The following is a 14973-nucleotide window of genomic DNA, read 5'->3' as shown; positions in this document are numbered from 1 at the left end:
CCGCCGCTTCAGTGCCTAGCTGCCGCTGTCCTGGGCGGCGCCGGAGGCGGCTTGCTGGGCGCTGCCGCCCTGGTATTGCTGCAGGAAGGCGTCCAGGCCTTTCTCGACCAGGTCGTGCGTCTGCTGCACGCCGTCGGAGACGTCGCCGTTGAACACGTTCAGCTTCTTCAGCACGTCGGTCGCCTCCTGATAGCCCTGCTCGAAGCCCTGGCGGATCAGCTTGATGAAGTTCTGCGCCTGGTCGGAGGCGCTTTGCTCGGGGTGCTGCTGCTGATACAGGCCGAACATGCCCAGCGCGCCCTGCAGGATGCGCTGCGAGGTCGCCTGCGGCGAGGTGTCGTCGTCGCTCTGGCCGTCCTGCTGCACGGTGATGCTCAGCTGGGTGCTGCTGATCTGGATCGTGGCGCCGCCCTGGCCCTGCTGCGAGCCGTTCTGGTTCGAGAAGTCGGCGTTCAGGATCTGGTTGATGTGGGTGATCGAGGCCTGGAACAACAGCGACTGCGACTGCTTGCCGCTGCTGATCGACACGCTCAGCGACTCCACCAGCGTGGCGTTCAGCTGGTTGCGGGCGGTCTGGGCGTTGTAGGCGCCGGTCTGGGTCTGGGACGAGGCGCCGGTCTGCCCCGTCTGGCCGGCCTGGTTGCTGTTCACGGAGGAAATCGACATCACGGACTCCTGTCGGTGCGTCGCTGCCGTCTGGCGCACTGTATCGGGTTGAGGGAACTACCGTCAGTATGACTTGATTTCGGCAGCGTCACGGAAAACTTGCGGACCGATTGCAAAAGCTAGGTAGTTTTGCTGAGCAAAACGCAACAGGCCGCATTCCATGCCGGAATGCGGCCCGCGTGCAACCGTTCTTTAGCAGGATCAGAAGGCGAAGTGCTCGTCGTCCAGCGCCATCAGCGGCTTGGCGCCGGACTTGATGCTGGCCTTCAGCGCCTCGGCCTCCGGCAGCAGCTTGGCGTAGTAGAAGCGCGCGGTGGCGATCTTGGCCTGATAGAACGCGTCCTCGCCCCGGCCCAGGCTGTCGTGGGCCACCGCGGCCATCCGCGCCCAGAGCCAGGCGTAGGTCAGGTGGCCCAAGAGGCGCAGGTAGTCGCTGGCGGCGGCGCCGGCCTCGTCCTTGTCCTGCAGGCTGGCCATGCCGACGCCCATGGTGATCTCGCCGACATCCTTCAGCAGCCTGGACAGCGGGGCGACGAATTCGCCCAGCTGGGCATGGCCCTCGTGCTGCTGGCAGAAGGTGTGGATCAGCTTGGTGAACTTGCGCAGCTTGGCGCCCTGGTCCAGCAGCACCTTGCGGCCCAGCAGGTCTATCGCCTGGATGCCGTTGGTGCCTTCGTAGATCTGAGAGATGCGGGCGTCGCGCACCAGCTGCTCCATCCCCCATTCGCGGATGTAGCCGTGGCCGCCGAACACCTGCATGCCCAGATTGGCGGCGGTGTAGCCGTTGTCGGTCAGGAAGGCCTTGGCGACCGGGGTCAGCAGCGCCACCAGGTCGGCGGCGTCGGCGCGGACGGCGGCGTCCTCGTGCTTGTCCTCGATGTCCAGTTGCAGCGCCAGCAGCGCCGCCAGCGCGCGGCCGGCCTCGGTATAGGCCTTCTGCGTCAGCAGCATGCGGCGCACGTCCGGATGGACGATGATGGGGTCGGCCGGCTGTTCCGGGCGCTTGGCGCCGTTCAGCGAACGCATCTGCAGGCGCTCGCGGGCATAGCCCAGCGCGCCCTGGAACGAGGCTTCGCCCAGCCCGAGGCCCTGCATGCCGCAGCCGAGCCGGGCGGCGTTCATCATCGTGAACATGCAGGCCAGGCCCTTGTTCGGCTCGCCTATCAGCCAGCCCTGCGCGCCGTCCAGATTGATGACGGCGGTGGCGTTGGCCTTGATGCCCATCTTGTGTTCCAGGCTGCCGCAGGACACGGCGTTGCGCGCGCCGCCGTCCAGGAATTTGGGCACGATGAACAGCGAGATGCCCTTGACGTCCTTCGGCGCGTCCGGCAGCCGGGCCAGCACCAGGTGGACGATATTGGACGACAGGTCGTGTTCGCCGGCCGAGATGAAGATCTTGGTGCCGGTGATGCGGTAGCTGCCGTCGCCGTTCGGCTCGGCGCGGGTCTTCAGCAGGCCGAGGTCGGTGCCGCAATGCGGCTCGGTCAAACACATGGTGCCGGTCCAGCTGCCGTCGACTAGCTTGGGCAGATAGGCCGCCTTCTGCTCGTCGGTGCCGTGGGCGTGGATGGCGGAGTAGGCGCCGTGCGACAATCCCGGATACATCGACCAGGCGACGTTGGCGGCGCACTGCATTTCCATGATGGGGAAGGCCAGGCTCTTCGGCAGGCCCTGGCCGCCGTAGGCCGGGTCGCAGTCCAGCGCCGGGAAGCCCAGCTCGCAATACTGCCTGTAGGCCTCCTTGAAGCCGGTCGGCGTCGTGACCGCCTTGGTGGCGCTGTCGTACTGACAGCCTTCCTCGTCGCCCTGGCGGTTCAGCGGCGCCAGTTCCGACTCGCAGAATTGCGCCGCCTGTTCCAGGTAGGCGCGGAAGATGTCCGGGGTGGCTTCTTCATAACCCGGCAACATCGGGATGATGTCCTGTATCTTGATCAATTCGTTGAGAACGAAATCAAAATCGCGCAGCGGGGCTTGATAGGCAGGCATTCGGTTTCTCCGTTCGGTTGGGTGCCGCCTGGTGCGTGCCAGGTCGATACGTTTTATGATGACCGCTGTTCGGGCGGGGCGTTAATTCAAACGCTTGTTTAAATTATTCCCGAGGTTTTGACAACTAAATCGCGCCGCCGCGACGGTCCCGGTGTGGCTTAACGGCAACGCGACGGCATATAAATATCGAATGAGCTGGTTCAAGAGGAAAATGCGGCGGTTCGCCGAGCGGCGGCAGCACTGGTTCGCCCAGCCTGGCATGCGCTGGCTGGCGCCATGGCTGGACAAGCCGGCCTGCTGGTCGTTCAACCGCCGCAAGGTGGCGATGGGCGTCGCCGTCGGCCTGTATTCCGGCGTGATGCCCGGCTTCACGCAGAAGGCCACCGCGCTGGCGCTGGCCCTGCTGCTGCGCGTCAATCTGCCGGCGGCGATGGTGGTGTCGCTGTACAGCAATCCGTTGACGGTGCTGCCGCTGTACTACCTGGCTTATCGTTACGGACAGTGGTTGCTCGGCGGCGGCGCCTCGGTTGCGATGACCGCGCCGCCCAGCCTGTTCGTCATGGGGCCGTCGGCCTGGCTGGCGCAGACGCTGCGGTGGCTGATCGATCTGGGCTGGCCGTTGCTGGTCGGCATGCCGGCGTTGGGCGCGACGCTGGGCCTGGCCGGCTATCTGGCCACGCGGCTATTGTGGCGCTGGGCCGTGGTCAGCGCCTGGAACAACAGAAAGGCAAAGTGTGGATCTGCGTGAAAAACAGCTGTCGTCGGACCTGGTCTACCAGGGCGGCTTTCTGCAAGTGCGCAAGGACAAGGTGGCGCTGCCGGACGGCGGCGAGGCTCAGCGCGAGTACATCCTGCATCCGGGCGCGGTCGCGATACTGGCGCTGACGGCGGACGGCGCCCTGGTGCTGGAGCGCCAGTACCGCTATCCGGCCGGGCGCGAGTTCGTCGAAATCCCGGCCGGCAAGATCGATCCGGGCGAGGCGCCGGAGGCGACGGCCCGGCGCGAGCTTTTCGAGGAGACCGGCTACCGTTCCGACAACTGGACCTATCTGGGCACCGCCCATCCCTGCATCGGCTACTCCAACGAAAAAATCAGCTACTATCTGGCACAGGACCTTATCCTTAATGAGAGAAAGCTGGATGACGGGGAATTCCTGGAAGTGTTGACCGTGCCGCTGGAGCGGGCGATGGACATGGCGCTGACCGGAGAGATCTGCGACAGCAAATCGATAGTCGGCCTGCACTGGCTGGCGGCTCACCTGGGCGGGAGGATGCGAGGTGTCCCGATTTGACGCGTATTACGACCGCCGGCGTGGCCGGCGCGTCAGCATGGGGTGCAAGGCCCGGATCAAGTCCCTGTTGAGCGGGCAGACCTTCTATGGCGAATGCGTCGATCTGTCGGTGGACGGCATGGCGCTGCGTTCGGCCTTCGTGCCGCAGTACGGCGAGAAGCTCAATGTCATCGTGCTGGTGCCCGGCGTGGGCAGCGCCCAGGGCAAGCCCTTCGAGGCCGAAGTGGAGGTCAAGCGCTGCAACGAAGTGCAGCGCGGACACCTTTATGAAATCGGCGTCCGCATTGTGCTGCGGAAAAGCTGATAAGACTTTGTATTTTCAGAATTCATTTCCAATCATTTCTGTCGGAATTACAAGAATTTACTAAGCTTCATCGATTGTTACAAAAATCTGTATTTAAAAATCCCTGTTGATTCAACAACTTTTCCGATTCGTCGCTTGTCGTGCTGGCAGATTCCGGTTGGGCCGGGTTTTATCCGGCCATTTCACGCTGCTATGCTATACCCAGAAAAAGAACCGGAGACAAAGTCAGTACTCTAATTCAGCGAGGGGCGCGGCAAATGCGCCGTGCGTTGCGTCGAAGCCCCTGCTACCAGCCAGGAGAGAGTCATGCACCCGGATATCTTCAGTCACTACGCAGTGCGGTACGACAAGACCCGCGAGGAAGAGTACACGATCCAGGAGTATCTGGAGCTGTGCAAGAAGGATGCGGGCGCCTACGCCACCGCGGCCGAACGGATGCTGGCGGCCATCGGCGAGCCGGAGTTGGTGGACACCCGCCATGACTCGCGCCTGTCGCGCATCTTCTCCAACAAGGTCATCAAGGTCTATCCGGCCTTCCGCGACTTCTACGGCACCGAGGAGGTGATCGAGCAGGTGGTCGCCTATTTCCGCCACGCCGCCCAGGGCCTGGAGGAGAAGAAGCAGATCCTCTATCTGCTGGGACCTGTCGGCGGCGGCAAGTCGTCGATCGCCGAGAAACTGAAGGAGTTGATGGAGCTGGTGCCGTTCTACTGCCTGAAGGGCAGCCCGGTCAACGAGTCGCCGCTGTCGCTGTTCAACTACGACGAGGACGGCCCGATCCTGGAGGAGCAGTACGGGATACCGCGCCGCTACCTGAAAGGCATCCCCAGCCCCTGGGCGGTGAAGCGGCTCCATGAATTCAACGGCGACATCGGCCAGTTCCGCGTCGTCAAGCGCCATCCTTCGGTGCTGCGCCAGGTGGCGGTGGCCAAGACCGAGCCGGGCGACGAGAACAACCAGGACATCAGCTCGCTGGTCGGCAAGGTGGACATCCGCAAGCTGGAGAAGTACGCGCAGGACGATCCGGACGCGTACAGCTACTCCGGCGGCCTGTGCCTGGCGAACCAGGGCCTGCTCGAATTCGTCGAAATGTTCAAGGCCCCGATCAAGGTGCTGCACCCGCTGCTGACGGCGACCCAGGAAGGCAACTTCAAGGGCACCGAGGGCTTCGGCGCGATACCGTTCGAGGGCATCATCCTGGCCCACTCGAACGAGAGCGAGTGGAAGCAGTTCCGCAACAACAAGAACAACGAGGCCTTCCTCGACCGGATCTACATCGTCAAGGTGCCGTACTGCCTGCGCGTCAACGAGGAAATCAAGATCTACGACAAGCTGATCCGCAACTCCTCGCTGGGCAAGGCGCCGTGCGCGCCGGGCACGCTGAAGATGATGGCGCAGTTCGCGGTGCTGTCGCGGCTGAAGGAGCCGGAAAACTCCAGCCTGTACAGCAAGATGCAGGTCTACGACGGCGAGAACCTGAAGGACACCGATCCGAAGGCCAAGTCGCTGCAGGAATACCGCGACTACGCCGGCGTGGACGAGGGCATGAGCGGCCTGTCGACGCGCTTCGCCTACAAGATCCTGTCCAAGGTGTTCAACTTCGACCACAGCGAGGTGGCGGCCAATCCGGTGCATCTGCTGTATGTGATCGAGCAGCAGGTCGAACGCGAACAATTCCCGGCCGAGACGGAACAGAAATACCTGACTTTCCTGAAGGAATATCTGGCGCCGAAATACGTTGAATTCATCGGCAAGGAAATTCAGACCGCCTATCTGGAAAGTTATTCCGAATACGGCCAGAACATTTTCGACCGCTACGTCACTTTCGCCGATTACTGGATACAGGATCAGGAATATCGCGACCAGGACACCGGGGAAATCTTCGACCGCACGTCGTTGAACGCCGAACTGGAAAAGATAGAGAAACCGGCCGGGATTTCCAATCCCAAGGATTTCCGCAACGAGATCGTCAACTTCGTGCTGCGGGCCCGCGCCAACAACGGCGGCAAGAATCCGACCTGGACCAGTTACGAGAAGCTGCGCACGGTGATAGAGAAGAAGATGTTCTCCAACACCGAGGAGCTGCTGCCGGTGATCTCCTTCAACGCCAAGGCCAGCGCCGAGGACGCCAAGAAGCACGAGGACTTCGTCAACCGCATGGTGGAGAAGGGCTATACCGCCAAGCAGGTCCGCCTGCTGTGCGAATGGTATCTGCGGGTGCGCAAGTCCTCATAATAGCCGGCCGCCGGTCCGGCGCCGCCGGGCCGGCAGGAGGCGCCGGGCCGCCGCGGCCGGGCGACAGGAGACACAACCGCGCGCAAGACCCGGCACCGCCTCGCGGGGCGGGCGGGTCGGCGCGCCAGAGAGGTGGCTATGTCCCACATCATAGACAGACGCCTCAACGGCAAGAACAAGTCGGCGGTCAATCGCGAGCGCTTTCTTCGCCGTTTCAAGGCGCAAATCAAGGAAGCCGTCTCCAAGGCGATCAAGGGGCGGAGCATTACCGATATCGAAAGCGGGGAAAAGGTATCGATTCCGGTAAAGGACATTTCCGAGCCCTCCTTCCATCACGGCAAGGGCGGGGTGTGGGAGAACATCCATCCGGGCAACGAGGAGTTCGTCAAGGGCGACAGGATGCCGCGGCCGCAGGGCGGCGCCGGCGGCGGCGGCAGCAAGGCCAGCCAGGACGGCGAGGGCGAGGACGATTTCGTGTTCCAGCTGTCGCGCGAGGAATTCATGAACGTGTTCTTCGACGACCTGGCGCTGCCGAATCTGATCAAGACCCAGCTGATGGGCATCGAGGAGTTGAAGACGGTCCGGGCCGGCTACACCAACGACGGCACGCCGGCCAACATCAACATCGTGCGCTCGCTGCGCGGCGCGCTGGCGCGCCGGGTGGCGATGGCGGCGCCGACGATGGCGACGCTGGACGACGCCGAGGAGGAACTCGACTCGCTGATGGAGTCGGACGAGGACAATGCGCTGGAAATCCGCGAGAAGCGGCAGCGCATACACGGCCTGCGCGAGCGCATCGCCAGCATTCCGTGGATCGATCCGTTCGACCTGCGCTACAACAACCGCGTCAAGCAGCCGAAGCCGACCAGCCAGGCGGTGATGTTCTGCATCATGGACGTGTCCGGCTCGATGGACGAGCAGAAGAAGGACATGGCCAAGCGCTTCTTCATCCTGCTGTACATGTTCCTGCAGCGCAATTACGAGAAGATCGAAGTCGTGTTCATCCGCCACCATACCAGCGCGGTGGAGGTCAACGAGCAGGACTTCTTCCACTCCCGCGAGAGCGGCGGCACCGTGGTGTCGTCGGCGCTGAACCTGATGAGCGACGTCATCAAGAAGCGCTACGCCAGCAGCGAATGGAACATCTACGCGGCCCAGGCGTCCGACGGCGACAACTGGGACAGCGATTCGGCCAACTGCGGCCGCATCCTCGAGGACAATCTGCTGCCGTACTGCCAGTACTTCGCCTACATCGAGATCACCGAGGGCGAGCCGCAGAACCTTTGGTACGAGTACCTGAAGGTCAAGGCCCAGTGCCCGCAGTTCGCGATGCAGAAGATACGCTCGGCTTCCGACATCTATCCGGTGTTCCGCGAGTTGTTCAAGCGGCAGCCGGCCAACAGCAGGGTGACGGCATGAAACGGACACGCAAGGGGGAGGCCGCGGCGCCGATTTCCACCGGGTCCGAATGGACCTTCGATCTGGTCGACGAGTACGACAGGGCCATCCGCGCGATCGCGGTGGACGAGTTCAAGCTCGACGTCTATCCCAATCAGCTGGAGATCATCACCGCCGAGCAGATGATGGACGCCTACGCCTCGGTGGGCATGCCGGTCAACTACCATCACTGGAGCTACGGCAAGCACTTCGTCTCCACCGAGAAGAGCTACAAGCGCGGCCAGATGGGGCTGGCCTACGAGATCGTCATCAATTCCAATCCCTGCATCGCCTATCTGATGGAAGAGAACTCGATGATGATGCAGGCGCTGGTGATCGCCCACGCCGCCTACGGCCACAACAGCTTCTTCAAGGGCAACTACCTGTTCCGCTCGTGGACCGACGCCTCGGCCATCATCGACTACCTGGTGTTCGCCAAGAGCTACATCATGAAGTGCGAGGAGCGCTACGGCATAGACGAGGTCGAGGAGCTGCTGGATTCCTGCCACGCCTTGATGAACTACGGCGTCGACCGCTACAAGCGGCCGCAGAAGCTGTCGCTGGCCAAGGAGCAGGCCCGCCAGGAGGAGCGCGAGCAATACCTGCAGATGCAGGTCAACGACCTGTGGCGGACGATACCGAAGCGCGACAAGGACGATGCCGGCAAGGCCGCGCCGCGCTTCCCGGCCGAGCCGCAGGAAAACCTGCTGTACTTCATCGAGAAGTCGGCGCCGCTGCTGGAGCCGTGGCAGCGCGAGATCGTCCGCATCGTGCGCAAGGTGGCGCAGTACTTCTATCCGCAGCGCCAGACCCAGGTGATGAACGAGGGCTGGGCGACGTTCTGGCACTACACCATCATGAACCGCCTGTACGACAAGGGCCTGATCACCGACGGCTATATGCTGGAATTCCTGCAGAGCCACACCAATGTGGTGACGCAGCCGCCGGTGACGGCGCGCTGGTACAACGGCATCAATCCGTACGCGCTGGGTTTCGCGATGTACCAGGACATCAAGCGCATCTGCCAGGAGCCGACGGACGAGGATCGCGCCTGGTTCCCGGACCTGGCCGGCGGCGACTGGCGCGAATCGCTGGAGTTCGCGATGCGCAACTTCAAGGACGAGAGCTTCATCTCCCAGTACCTGTCGCCGAAGCTGATACGCGATTTCCGCTTCTTCGCGATCCGCGACGACGATAGGGACGACAAGCTGGAAGTCTCCTGCATCCACGACGAGGAAGGCTATCGCGACATCCGCGCCAAGCTGGCCGAGCAGTACAACCTCGGTTCCAGGGAGCCGAACATCCAGGTCTGGTCGGTCAATATGCGCGGCGACCGCAGCCTGACGCTGCGCCACACGATGCACAACCGCCGGCCGCTGGAGGATCAGAGCGCGCAGGAGGTGTTGAAGCATGTGTGCCGGCTGTGGGGCTTCGATGTCAGGCTGGAGAGCGTCGACAGCGACGGCGAGGTCAAGCAGCTGTACGAGACGCAGGCGGCGCGCGACACGGAAACGGCCTGAGGCGGCGGTGCTTGCGGGAAAAAAAACAGGCGGAAACGCCTGTTTTTTTATGTCTTGGCGATGCTCAGGCGGTGCCGGCCACCGGCGCCAGCGTGCAGCGCGAGCGTTCCTCGAAGGCGCTGTCCGGCATGCCCCAGCCGTGCGAATACAGCAGCTGGCCATTGGCCTCCAGCCGTATCGTGATTTCCTGGCGGAACTGCTCGCTGAGGCTGCGAGGGGCGCTGGCGAACACGACTTCCAGCACGCCGTGGCCGCCTTCGGCCTGCCGCACCGCCGGGTGCGCCAGCACGAAGGGCAGTTCGTCCATCACCGGCCACAGGCACAGCGTGCCGTCCGGCAGATAGCCCAGCAGCGTCGCTTCCCGGTGCAGGATCTCGCCGTCGGTGCCGCTGGCGGTGTAATGCAGCATCAGCGCGCGCTGGCCGGGCAGGGCCTGCCAGTGCAGGCAGCCGGTGAAGGTCTGATCCTCGTGGTTGATGCCCTCGCCACAGAACTGGCTGGGGAGGGATTGCAGGGCGGCAAGCAGCGGCATATTCGAGCTTCCGGTCACAGGGACGAGGAGGTCAGAATGGCAGGTTTGCCGGTGGAATGCAATACGGATCAGGGGCTTGGCGGCGGATCGTCCGGCAGCGGGATGAAGGCGCGCCACGGTTGCTCGGGATGGCCGAGCTCGGCCAGCCGCACGCCGTACACCGCCTCCAGCCGTTCGCGCCGCATCATTTCCGCATTGCCGCCGCAACCGGCCGAGCGGCCATCGTTCATCAGCAGCACGCGGTCGGCGTGGCGAACCGCCAGATTCAGGTCGTGCACGACCGCCAGCACGCCGATGTCCAGTTCGCGTGCCAGCGTCCGGGCTCCGGCCATCAGCGCGTCGGCCATCGCGAAGTCCTGCGCCGCCGTCGGCTCGTCCAGCAGCAGATAGCGCTCGGGTCGCTCCGACAGCAACAGCTGGCAGAGCGCGCGCGCCAGTTGCAGCCGCTGCCGCTCGCCGCCGGACAGCTCGGTCAGCCGCCGCCGCTCCAGCCCGGCGGCGCCGGCGCGTTCCAGCGCGAGGCGGACGGCCGGGCGTATCCGTTCGGGGCCGGCGGACGCGTGCAGATAGGCGCCCGCCGCGACCAGCTCCTCGCCGGTCCAGCCGGCGGGCGCGACCGGCTGCTGTTCCACCACCGCGCGCCATCCGGCCAGCTCCCGGCTGCCCATGCCGGCCAGCGGCGCGCCGGCCAGCAGGATTTCGCCGCGGTCGGGCCGCCACAGGCCGGACAGCAGATGCAGCAGACTGCTCTTGCCTGCGCCGTTGGGGCCGAGCACCGCCAGAAGCTCGCCGGTCCGCAGCGTCAGGTCTATGCCGTCCAGCAGGCGGCGACCGCCGCGGCTGAAGCCGAGTCCGCGGGCCTCAAGCATGTCTGCTCCCCTGGCGGCGCAGCAGCCACAGGAAGAACGGCGCGCCGAGCAGGCTGGTGATCACGCCGACCGGCAACTCGGCCGGCGACAGCAGGCCGCCGGCCAGCCAGTCGGCGACCACGGTCAGCCAGGCGCCGAGCAGCGGCGCGACGGCCAGCAAGCGGCGCGAGTCGCTGCCGACCAGCTGGCGCGCCAGATGCGGCGCCATCAGGCCGACGAAACCGATCATGCCGCAGCCGGACACCACCAGGCCGGCGGCCAACGCCGCCAGCAGCACGATCAGCCATTCGCGGCGGCGCACTTCGAAACCGAGGTGGAAGGCGGCGCTCTCGCCGAGCTGCAGCGCGTTGAGGAAGCGCCACTGGCGGAACAGCGCCAGCCAGATCAGCGGGCAGGCCAGCAGCAGGATCAGCGCCTGCGGCCACTCGACGCTGGCGAAACTGCCCATCAGCCAGAAGGTCACCACCCGCAAGGAGCCGTCGGGCAGCGTGGTGATCAATAGCGTCAGCAGGCTGCCGAGCAGGGTGCTGACCGCGAGGCCGCTGAGAATCAGCCGGTTGCCGTCGGCGTCGCTGCCCAGCAGCCGGACCAGCAGCAAGGCGGCCAGGCCGCCGCAGAAGCCCGCGGCCGCCACGCCGTACAGGCCGGCGCCCAGGCTCAGCGCCAACGCGGCGGCCAGCGCCGCGCCGCTGTTGATGCCGATCAGGCCCGGCTCGGCCAGCGCATTGCGAAAGCGCGCCTGCACCGCGGCGCCGGCGCTGGACAGCAGCGCGCCGGCGCAGGCGGCGGCCAGCAGCCGGGGCAGCCGAAGCTGCAGCAGCAACTGCCATTCCAGCGGAGGTTGCGGATCGAGGCGCAGCAGGCTGGCGATGTGCAGACCGCTGTGATGCGACAGCGAGGCGACGGCGGTGGCGCCGAGCAGCGACAACAGGACGGGAATCAGCGTGAGCGCGCGCATGGCGGCGGCGGAGGAGCCGGACGGCCCCTCCGGCGGGATCAGTGCAGGCCGAGCACGTCCTGCATGTCGAACAGGCCGTGCGGTTTGTCGGACAGCCAGCGCGCGGCGCGCACCGCGCCGTTGGCGAAGGTGGCGCGGCTGGAGGCCTTGTGGCTGATTTCCACCCGCTCGCCGAGCGCGGCGAACAGCGCGGTGTGGTCGCCGACGACGTCGCCGCCGCGCACGGTGGCGAAGCCTATGGTGTCCGGAGCGCGTTCGCCGGTGACGCCTTCGCGGCCGTAGACCGCGCATTGCTTCAGATCGCGGCCGAGCGCGTCGGCGATCACTTCGCCCATGCGCAGCGCGGTGCCGGACGGCGCGTCGACCTTGAAGCGGTGGTGGGTCTCGACGATCTCGATGTCGTAGCCGTCGTTCAGCACGCGGGCGGCCATGTCCAGCAGTTTGAAGGTCAGGTTGACGCCTACGCTGAAGTTGGACGCGAACACGATGCCGATCTGTCCGGCGGCGGCGGCGATGGCCGACTTGCCGGCGTCGTCGAAACCGGTGGTGCCGATCACCATCTTCACCTTGCGCTCGACGCAGGCCAGCATATGCTCCAGCGTGCCTTCGGGGCGGGTGAAGTCGATGACGACGTCGGCGCCGTCCAGCGCCGCGATGAAGTCGGAGGCGATGGCGACGCCGCTGCTGCGGCCGCAGAAGAGGCCGGCGTCCTGGCCGATGAAGCCGGAGTCGGCGCGGTCTATTGCGGCATGCAGGCGGGCGCCCGGCGCATTCAGCACCGACTCGATCAGCACGCGGCCCATGCGGCCGGAGGCGCCTACGATGACGATATTCTGCGGTTTCATGGCTTCTTCGCGTCCTGGGCCGGGGCGGAGGCGTCCAGCTGCTTCGGCGCCGGCGCCGGCTGGGCGTTGCCTTCGACGCGGTCCAGCGCGTCGCCGTTGAAATAGACGGTCAGCAGCTTGTTGCTGGACGGGTCGGACTTTCCTTGCTTGATATCGCTATACTTGTAGTCCCAGCGGTCGGCGTGGAAGGCGTCGGTCAACAGCGGCGTGCCCAGCAGGAAGCGCACCTGGGCGCGGGTCATGCCCGGTTTCAGCTTGGCGACGGCGTCCTGGGTGACGTAATTGCCCTGCTGGACTTCCACCTTGTGGCTCCAGTCCAGCGGGTTGTAGGAACTGCAGCCGGAGACGGCGATGACGGCGGCGAAAATCAGGGCGCGCATGATACTCCGATTGACTCAGTGTTTATGAGGCTGTAATTAGGCAAAGCCGTCAAAAGGCTTTATCATGATTCGAAAATCGACACACTTTATATCACGATGAGCAAAGCCAGTCACCTCAAAGATATCGGCCTGAAAGCCACCGGTCCCCGCCTGAAAATCCTCGATCTGTTCGAGGAGGCCGACTCCGGCCACATGTCGGCGGAAGACGTTTACCGCAAGCTGCTTGCGGAGAACATCGATATCGGACTCGCCACCATTTACCGCGTGCTGACCCAGTTCGAGCAGGCCGGCATCCTGGTGCGCCACCATTTCGAGACCGGCAAGGCGGTGTACGAGCTGAACCAGGGCGGCCACCACGACCACATGGTGTGCGTCAGCTGCGGCAAGGTGGTGGAGTTCTTCGACGCCGAAATCGAGGCGCTGCAGGACCGCATCGCCGAACAGCACGGCTTCCGCATCACCGAGCACGCGCTGTACATGTACGGCGAGTGCTCCGACTGCCTGGGCAAGAGCGGCCGACGCGGATGATCCCCTGGCTCGGTCCCGAGCCTGTCTTCCCCCCGGTGGCGCAGGCGCTGAGTCATCCCAACGGCCTGCTGGCCGCAGGCGGCGATCTGTCGCCGCGGCGCATCCTCGCCGCCTATTCGGAAGGCATCTTCCCGTGGTTTTCCGCCGGCGAGCCGATATTGTGGTGGTCGCCGGCGCCGCGGATGGTGCTGTTTCCCCCCGAGCTGAAGGTCAGCCGCTCGCTGGCCAAGACGCTGCGCAATCTCGATTACCAGATCCGTGTCGACAGCGCCTTCCCCGACGTGATGCGCGCCTGTTCCGAACCGCGGCCGGGCCAGGACGGCACCTGGATCGTGCCTGAGATGGTGGCGGCCTATTGCCGGTTGCACGTTCAGGGCCACGCGCACAGTTTCGAGACCTGGATCGACGGCGAACTGGTCGGCGGCCTGTACGGCGTGTCCATCGGCCGGATGTTCTACGGCGAGTCGATGTTCTCGCTGCGCCGCGACGCCTCCAAGCTGGCCTTCGTCCACATGGTGCGCCATCTGGCGGAGCAGGGCGTCGAAATGATCGATTGCCAGATGCACACCTCGCATCTGGCCAGCCTCGGCGCCCGCCTGGTGCCGCGCGAGCTTTTTCTTGCTACTCTGAAGAAAAATATCCGGCAACCGCAGCCCAGCCAGATGTGGGATTATCATTACCGCCATGAGTCACCGTGAAGCCGGCCAGACGGCCGCGATCCATTTCTACGCCACGGCGCCGTATCCTTGCAGCTATCTGACGGGCCGGCAGGCGCGCTCCCAGGTGGCCATCCCGGCCGAGGCGATAGACAGCGGCGTGTACAGCCAGCTGGTGAGGCTGGGTTTCCGCCGCAGCGGCCTGTATACCTATCGTCCGTATTGCGACGCCTGCCAGGCCTGCATTCCGGTGCGGCTGCCGGTGGAGCAGTTCCGGCCCAGCCGCACGCAGCGCAAGGTGTGGCGGCGGGGCGAGGCGCTGGAGGCGCGCTGGCTGCCGCTGGCCTTCGACGCCGAGCATTACGCGCTGTACCGCCTCTACCAGCAGACGCGGCACGCCGGCGGCGGCATGTCCGACGACGACGCGCAGCAGTATTCCGAGTTCATCCTGAAAAGCGGCGTCGACAGCCATCTGGCCGAATTCCGCCTGGACGGCGAATTGAAGATGGTCAGCCTGGTGGACCGGCTGGCGGACGGCCTGTCGGCGGTCTACACCTTCTACGATCCGGCGGACGCGCAGATGAGCCTGGGGGTGTACAACGTGCTGTGGCAGGTGGAGCAGGCGCGTAGCATGGGTCTGGGCTACGTCTATCTGGGCTATTGGATAGCCGATTGCCGCAAGATGGCGTACAAGTCCGGCTACCGGCCGCTGCAGATGCTGCATGGCGGCCGCTGGCAGACGCTGCCCGACGGTCCGGGCTGACG

16 protein-coding genes are annotated in these 14973 nt (G+C 64.9%); 9 read left to right on the top strand and 7 right to left on the bottom strand.

The window, feature by feature from the left end:
* Nucleotides 1-15 precede the first annotated feature (15 nt).
* Both WNM05_RS15680 and WNM05_RS15675 read right to left on the bottom strand, forming a co-directional pair.
* Nucleotides 16-666: a DUF5610 domain-containing protein gene (locus tag WNM05_RS15680; RefSeq protein ID WP_434628550.1), complete on the bottom strand. Its 651-nt coding sequence runs from the start codon at nt 664-666 to the stop codon at nt 16-18.
* Between the two features lie 201 nt (nt 667-867).
* Nucleotides 868-2652 carry an acyl-CoA dehydrogenase C-terminal domain-containing protein gene (locus tag WNM05_RS15675; RefSeq protein WP_434628547.1) on the bottom strand — a complete coding sequence of 595 codons (1785 nt, stop codon included), beginning with the start codon at nt 2650-2652 and terminating at the stop codon, nt 868-870.
* Between the two features lie 190 nt (nt 2653-2842).
* Here WNM05_RS15675 and WNM05_RS15670 point away from each other — a divergent pair, with 190 nt between their 5' ends.
* From WNM05_RS15670 to WNM05_RS15645, 6 genes are all read left to right on the top strand, one after another.
* Complete coding sequence (locus WNM05_RS15670; RefSeq protein ID WP_434628544.1) at nt 2843-3400, top strand: DUF2062 domain-containing protein; 558 nt, start codon at nt 2843-2845, stop codon at nt 3398-3400.
* The gene (locus WNM05_RS15665; protein ID WP_434628542.1) at nt 3387-3944 is read left to right on the top strand and encodes an NUDIX domain-containing protein; all 558 of its coding nucleotides are present in this window, start codon (nt 3387-3389) and stop codon (nt 3942-3944) included. Before WNM05_RS15670 ends, WNM05_RS15665 begins: the two co-directional genes overlap by 14 nt.
* Complete coding sequence (locus WNM05_RS15660) at nt 3931-4248, top strand: PilZ domain-containing protein (protein ID WP_434628539.1); 318 nt, start codon at nt 3931-3933, stop codon at nt 4246-4248. The genes WNM05_RS15665 and WNM05_RS15660 overlap by 14 nt, the downstream gene beginning before the upstream one ends.
* Before the next feature lie 306 nt (nt 4249-4554).
* The gene (locus WNM05_RS15655) at nt 4555-6483 is read left to right on the top strand and encodes a PrkA family serine protein kinase (protein WP_434628537.1); all 1929 of its coding nucleotides are present in this window, start codon (nt 4555-4557) and stop codon (nt 6481-6483) included.
* 138 nt (nt 6484-6621) lie between these two features.
* Nucleotides 6622-7902: a YeaH/YhbH family protein gene (locus WNM05_RS15650; protein ID WP_434628534.1), complete on the top strand. Its 1281-nt coding sequence runs from the start codon at nt 6622-6624 to the stop codon at nt 7900-7902.
* Nucleotides 7899-9440 carry a SpoVR family protein gene (locus WNM05_RS15645; protein ID WP_434628531.1) on the top strand — a complete coding sequence of 514 codons (1542 nt, stop codon included), beginning with the start codon at nt 7899-7901 and terminating at the stop codon, nt 9438-9440. Before WNM05_RS15650 ends, WNM05_RS15645 begins: the two co-directional genes overlap by 4 nt.
* Nucleotides 9441-9504: 64 nt before the next feature.
* On the opposite strand, the gene WNM05_RS15640 is transcribed toward WNM05_RS15645, so the two are convergent.
* The 5 genes from WNM05_RS15640 to WNM05_RS15620 all read right to left on the bottom strand — a co-directional run bounded on the left by WNM05_RS15640 (nt 9505) and on the right by WNM05_RS15620 (nt 13024).
* On the bottom strand, nt 9505-9972 hold the full coding sequence (locus WNM05_RS15640) for a hypothetical protein (RefSeq protein WP_434628528.1): 468 nt from the start codon (nt 9970-9972) through the stop codon (nt 9505-9507).
* A 68-nt stretch (nt 9973-10040) separates the two neighbouring features.
* A complete protein-coding gene (locus WNM05_RS15635) occupies nt 10041-10841 on the bottom strand; it encodes an ATP-binding cassette domain-containing protein (RefSeq protein WP_434628525.1) in 801 nt (266 codons plus the stop codon).
* Entirely contained in the window at nt 10834-11799 is a 966-nt protein-coding gene (locus WNM05_RS15630; RefSeq protein ID WP_434628522.1) for a FecCD family ABC transporter permease, read from the bottom strand. The genes WNM05_RS15635 and WNM05_RS15630 overlap by 8 nt, the downstream gene beginning before the upstream one ends.
* Before the next feature lie 38 nt (nt 11800-11837).
* Nucleotides 11838-12644, bottom strand: coding sequence for a 4-hydroxy-tetrahydrodipicolinate reductase (gene dapB, locus WNM05_RS15625; protein ID WP_434628519.1), 807 nt, complete (start codon nt 12642-12644; stop codon nt 11838-11840).
* Nucleotides 12641-13024 (bottom strand): outer membrane protein assembly factor BamE, encoded by a 384-nt coding sequence (locus WNM05_RS15620; protein WP_434628516.1) that lies wholly within the window; start codon nt 13022-13024, stop codon nt 12641-12643. Before WNM05_RS15620 ends, dapB begins: the two co-directional genes overlap by 4 nt.
* Nucleotides 13025-13120: 96 nt before the next feature.
* Here WNM05_RS15620 and fur point away from each other — a divergent pair, with 96 nt between their 5' ends.
* From fur to WNM05_RS15605, 3 genes are read left to right on the top strand one after another with little or no spacing between them, the layout of a single operon-like run.
* On the top strand, nt 13121-13552 hold the full coding sequence (gene fur / locus WNM05_RS15615; RefSeq protein ID WP_101708866.1) for a ferric iron uptake transcriptional regulator: 432 nt from the start codon (nt 13121-13123) through the stop codon (nt 13550-13552).
* Nucleotides 13549-14250, top strand: a complete 702-nt coding sequence (gene aat / locus WNM05_RS15610) for a leucyl/phenylalanyl-tRNA--protein transferase (protein ID WP_434628512.1) — start codon at nt 13549-13551, stop codon at nt 14248-14250. Before fur ends, aat begins: the two co-directional genes overlap by 4 nt.
* Entirely contained in the window at nt 14237-14971 is a 735-nt protein-coding gene (locus WNM05_RS15605; protein ID WP_434628509.1) for an arginyltransferase, read from the top strand. Before aat ends, WNM05_RS15605 begins: the two co-directional genes overlap by 14 nt.
* Nucleotides 14972-14973 lie beyond the last annotated feature (2 nt).

This window comes from Chromobacterium sp. CV08 (assembly GCF_051129845.1).
Taxonomy (GTDB): domain Bacteria; phylum Pseudomonadota; class Gammaproteobacteria; order Burkholderiales; family Chromobacteriaceae; genus Chromobacterium.
This window is presented reverse-complemented; position numbering and strand designations above follow the sequence as displayed.

Coding starts and splice junctions, on each gene's coding strand:
- WNM05_RS15640 (WP_434628528.1), bottom strand. CDS start 9,972: ATGCCGCTGCTTGCCGCCCTGCAATCCCTCCCCAGCCAGTTCTGTGGC.
- WNM05_RS15645 (WP_434628531.1), top strand. CDS start 7,899: ATGAAACGGACACGCAAGGGGGAGGCCGCGGCGCCGATTTCCACCGGG.
- WNM05_RS15620 (WP_434628516.1), bottom strand. CDS start 13,024: ATGCGCGCCCTGATTTTCGCCGCCGTCATCGCCGTCTCCGGCTGCAGT.
- WNM05_RS15635 (WP_434628525.1), bottom strand. CDS start 10,841: ATGCTTGAGGCCCGCGGACTCGGCTTCAGCCGCGGCGGTCGCCGCCTG.
- WNM05_RS15650 (WP_434628534.1), top strand. CDS start 6,622: ATGTCCCACATCATAGACAGACGCCTCAACGGCAAGAACAAGTCGGCG.
- dapB (WP_434628519.1), bottom strand. CDS start 12,644: ATGAAACCGCAGAATATCGTCATCGTAGGCGCCTCCGGCCGCATGGGC.
- WNM05_RS15680 (WP_434628550.1), bottom strand. CDS start 666: ATGTCGATTTCCTCCGTGAACAGCAACCAGGCCGGCCAGACGGGGCAG.
- WNM05_RS15655 (WP_434628537.1), top strand. CDS start 4,555: ATGCACCCGGATATCTTCAGTCACTACGCAGTGCGGTACGACAAGACC.
- WNM05_RS15675 (WP_434628547.1), bottom strand. CDS start 2,652: ATGCCTGCCTATCAAGCCCCGCTGCGCGATTTTGATTTCGTTCTCAAC.
- aat (WP_434628512.1), top strand. CDS start 13,549: ATGATCCCCTGGCTCGGTCCCGAGCCTGTCTTCCCCCCGGTGGCGCAG.
- WNM05_RS15630 (WP_434628522.1), bottom strand. CDS start 11,799: ATGCGCGCGCTCACGCTGATTCCCGTCCTGTTGTCGCTGCTCGGCGCC.
- fur (WP_101708866.1), top strand. CDS start 13,121: ATGAGCAAAGCCAGTCACCTCAAAGATATCGGCCTGAAAGCCACCGGT.
- WNM05_RS15605 (WP_434628509.1), top strand. CDS start 14,237: ATGAGTCACCGTGAAGCCGGCCAGACGGCCGCGATCCATTTCTACGCC.
- WNM05_RS15670 (WP_434628544.1), top strand. CDS start 2,843: ATGAGCTGGTTCAAGAGGAAAATGCGGCGGTTCGCCGAGCGGCGGCAG.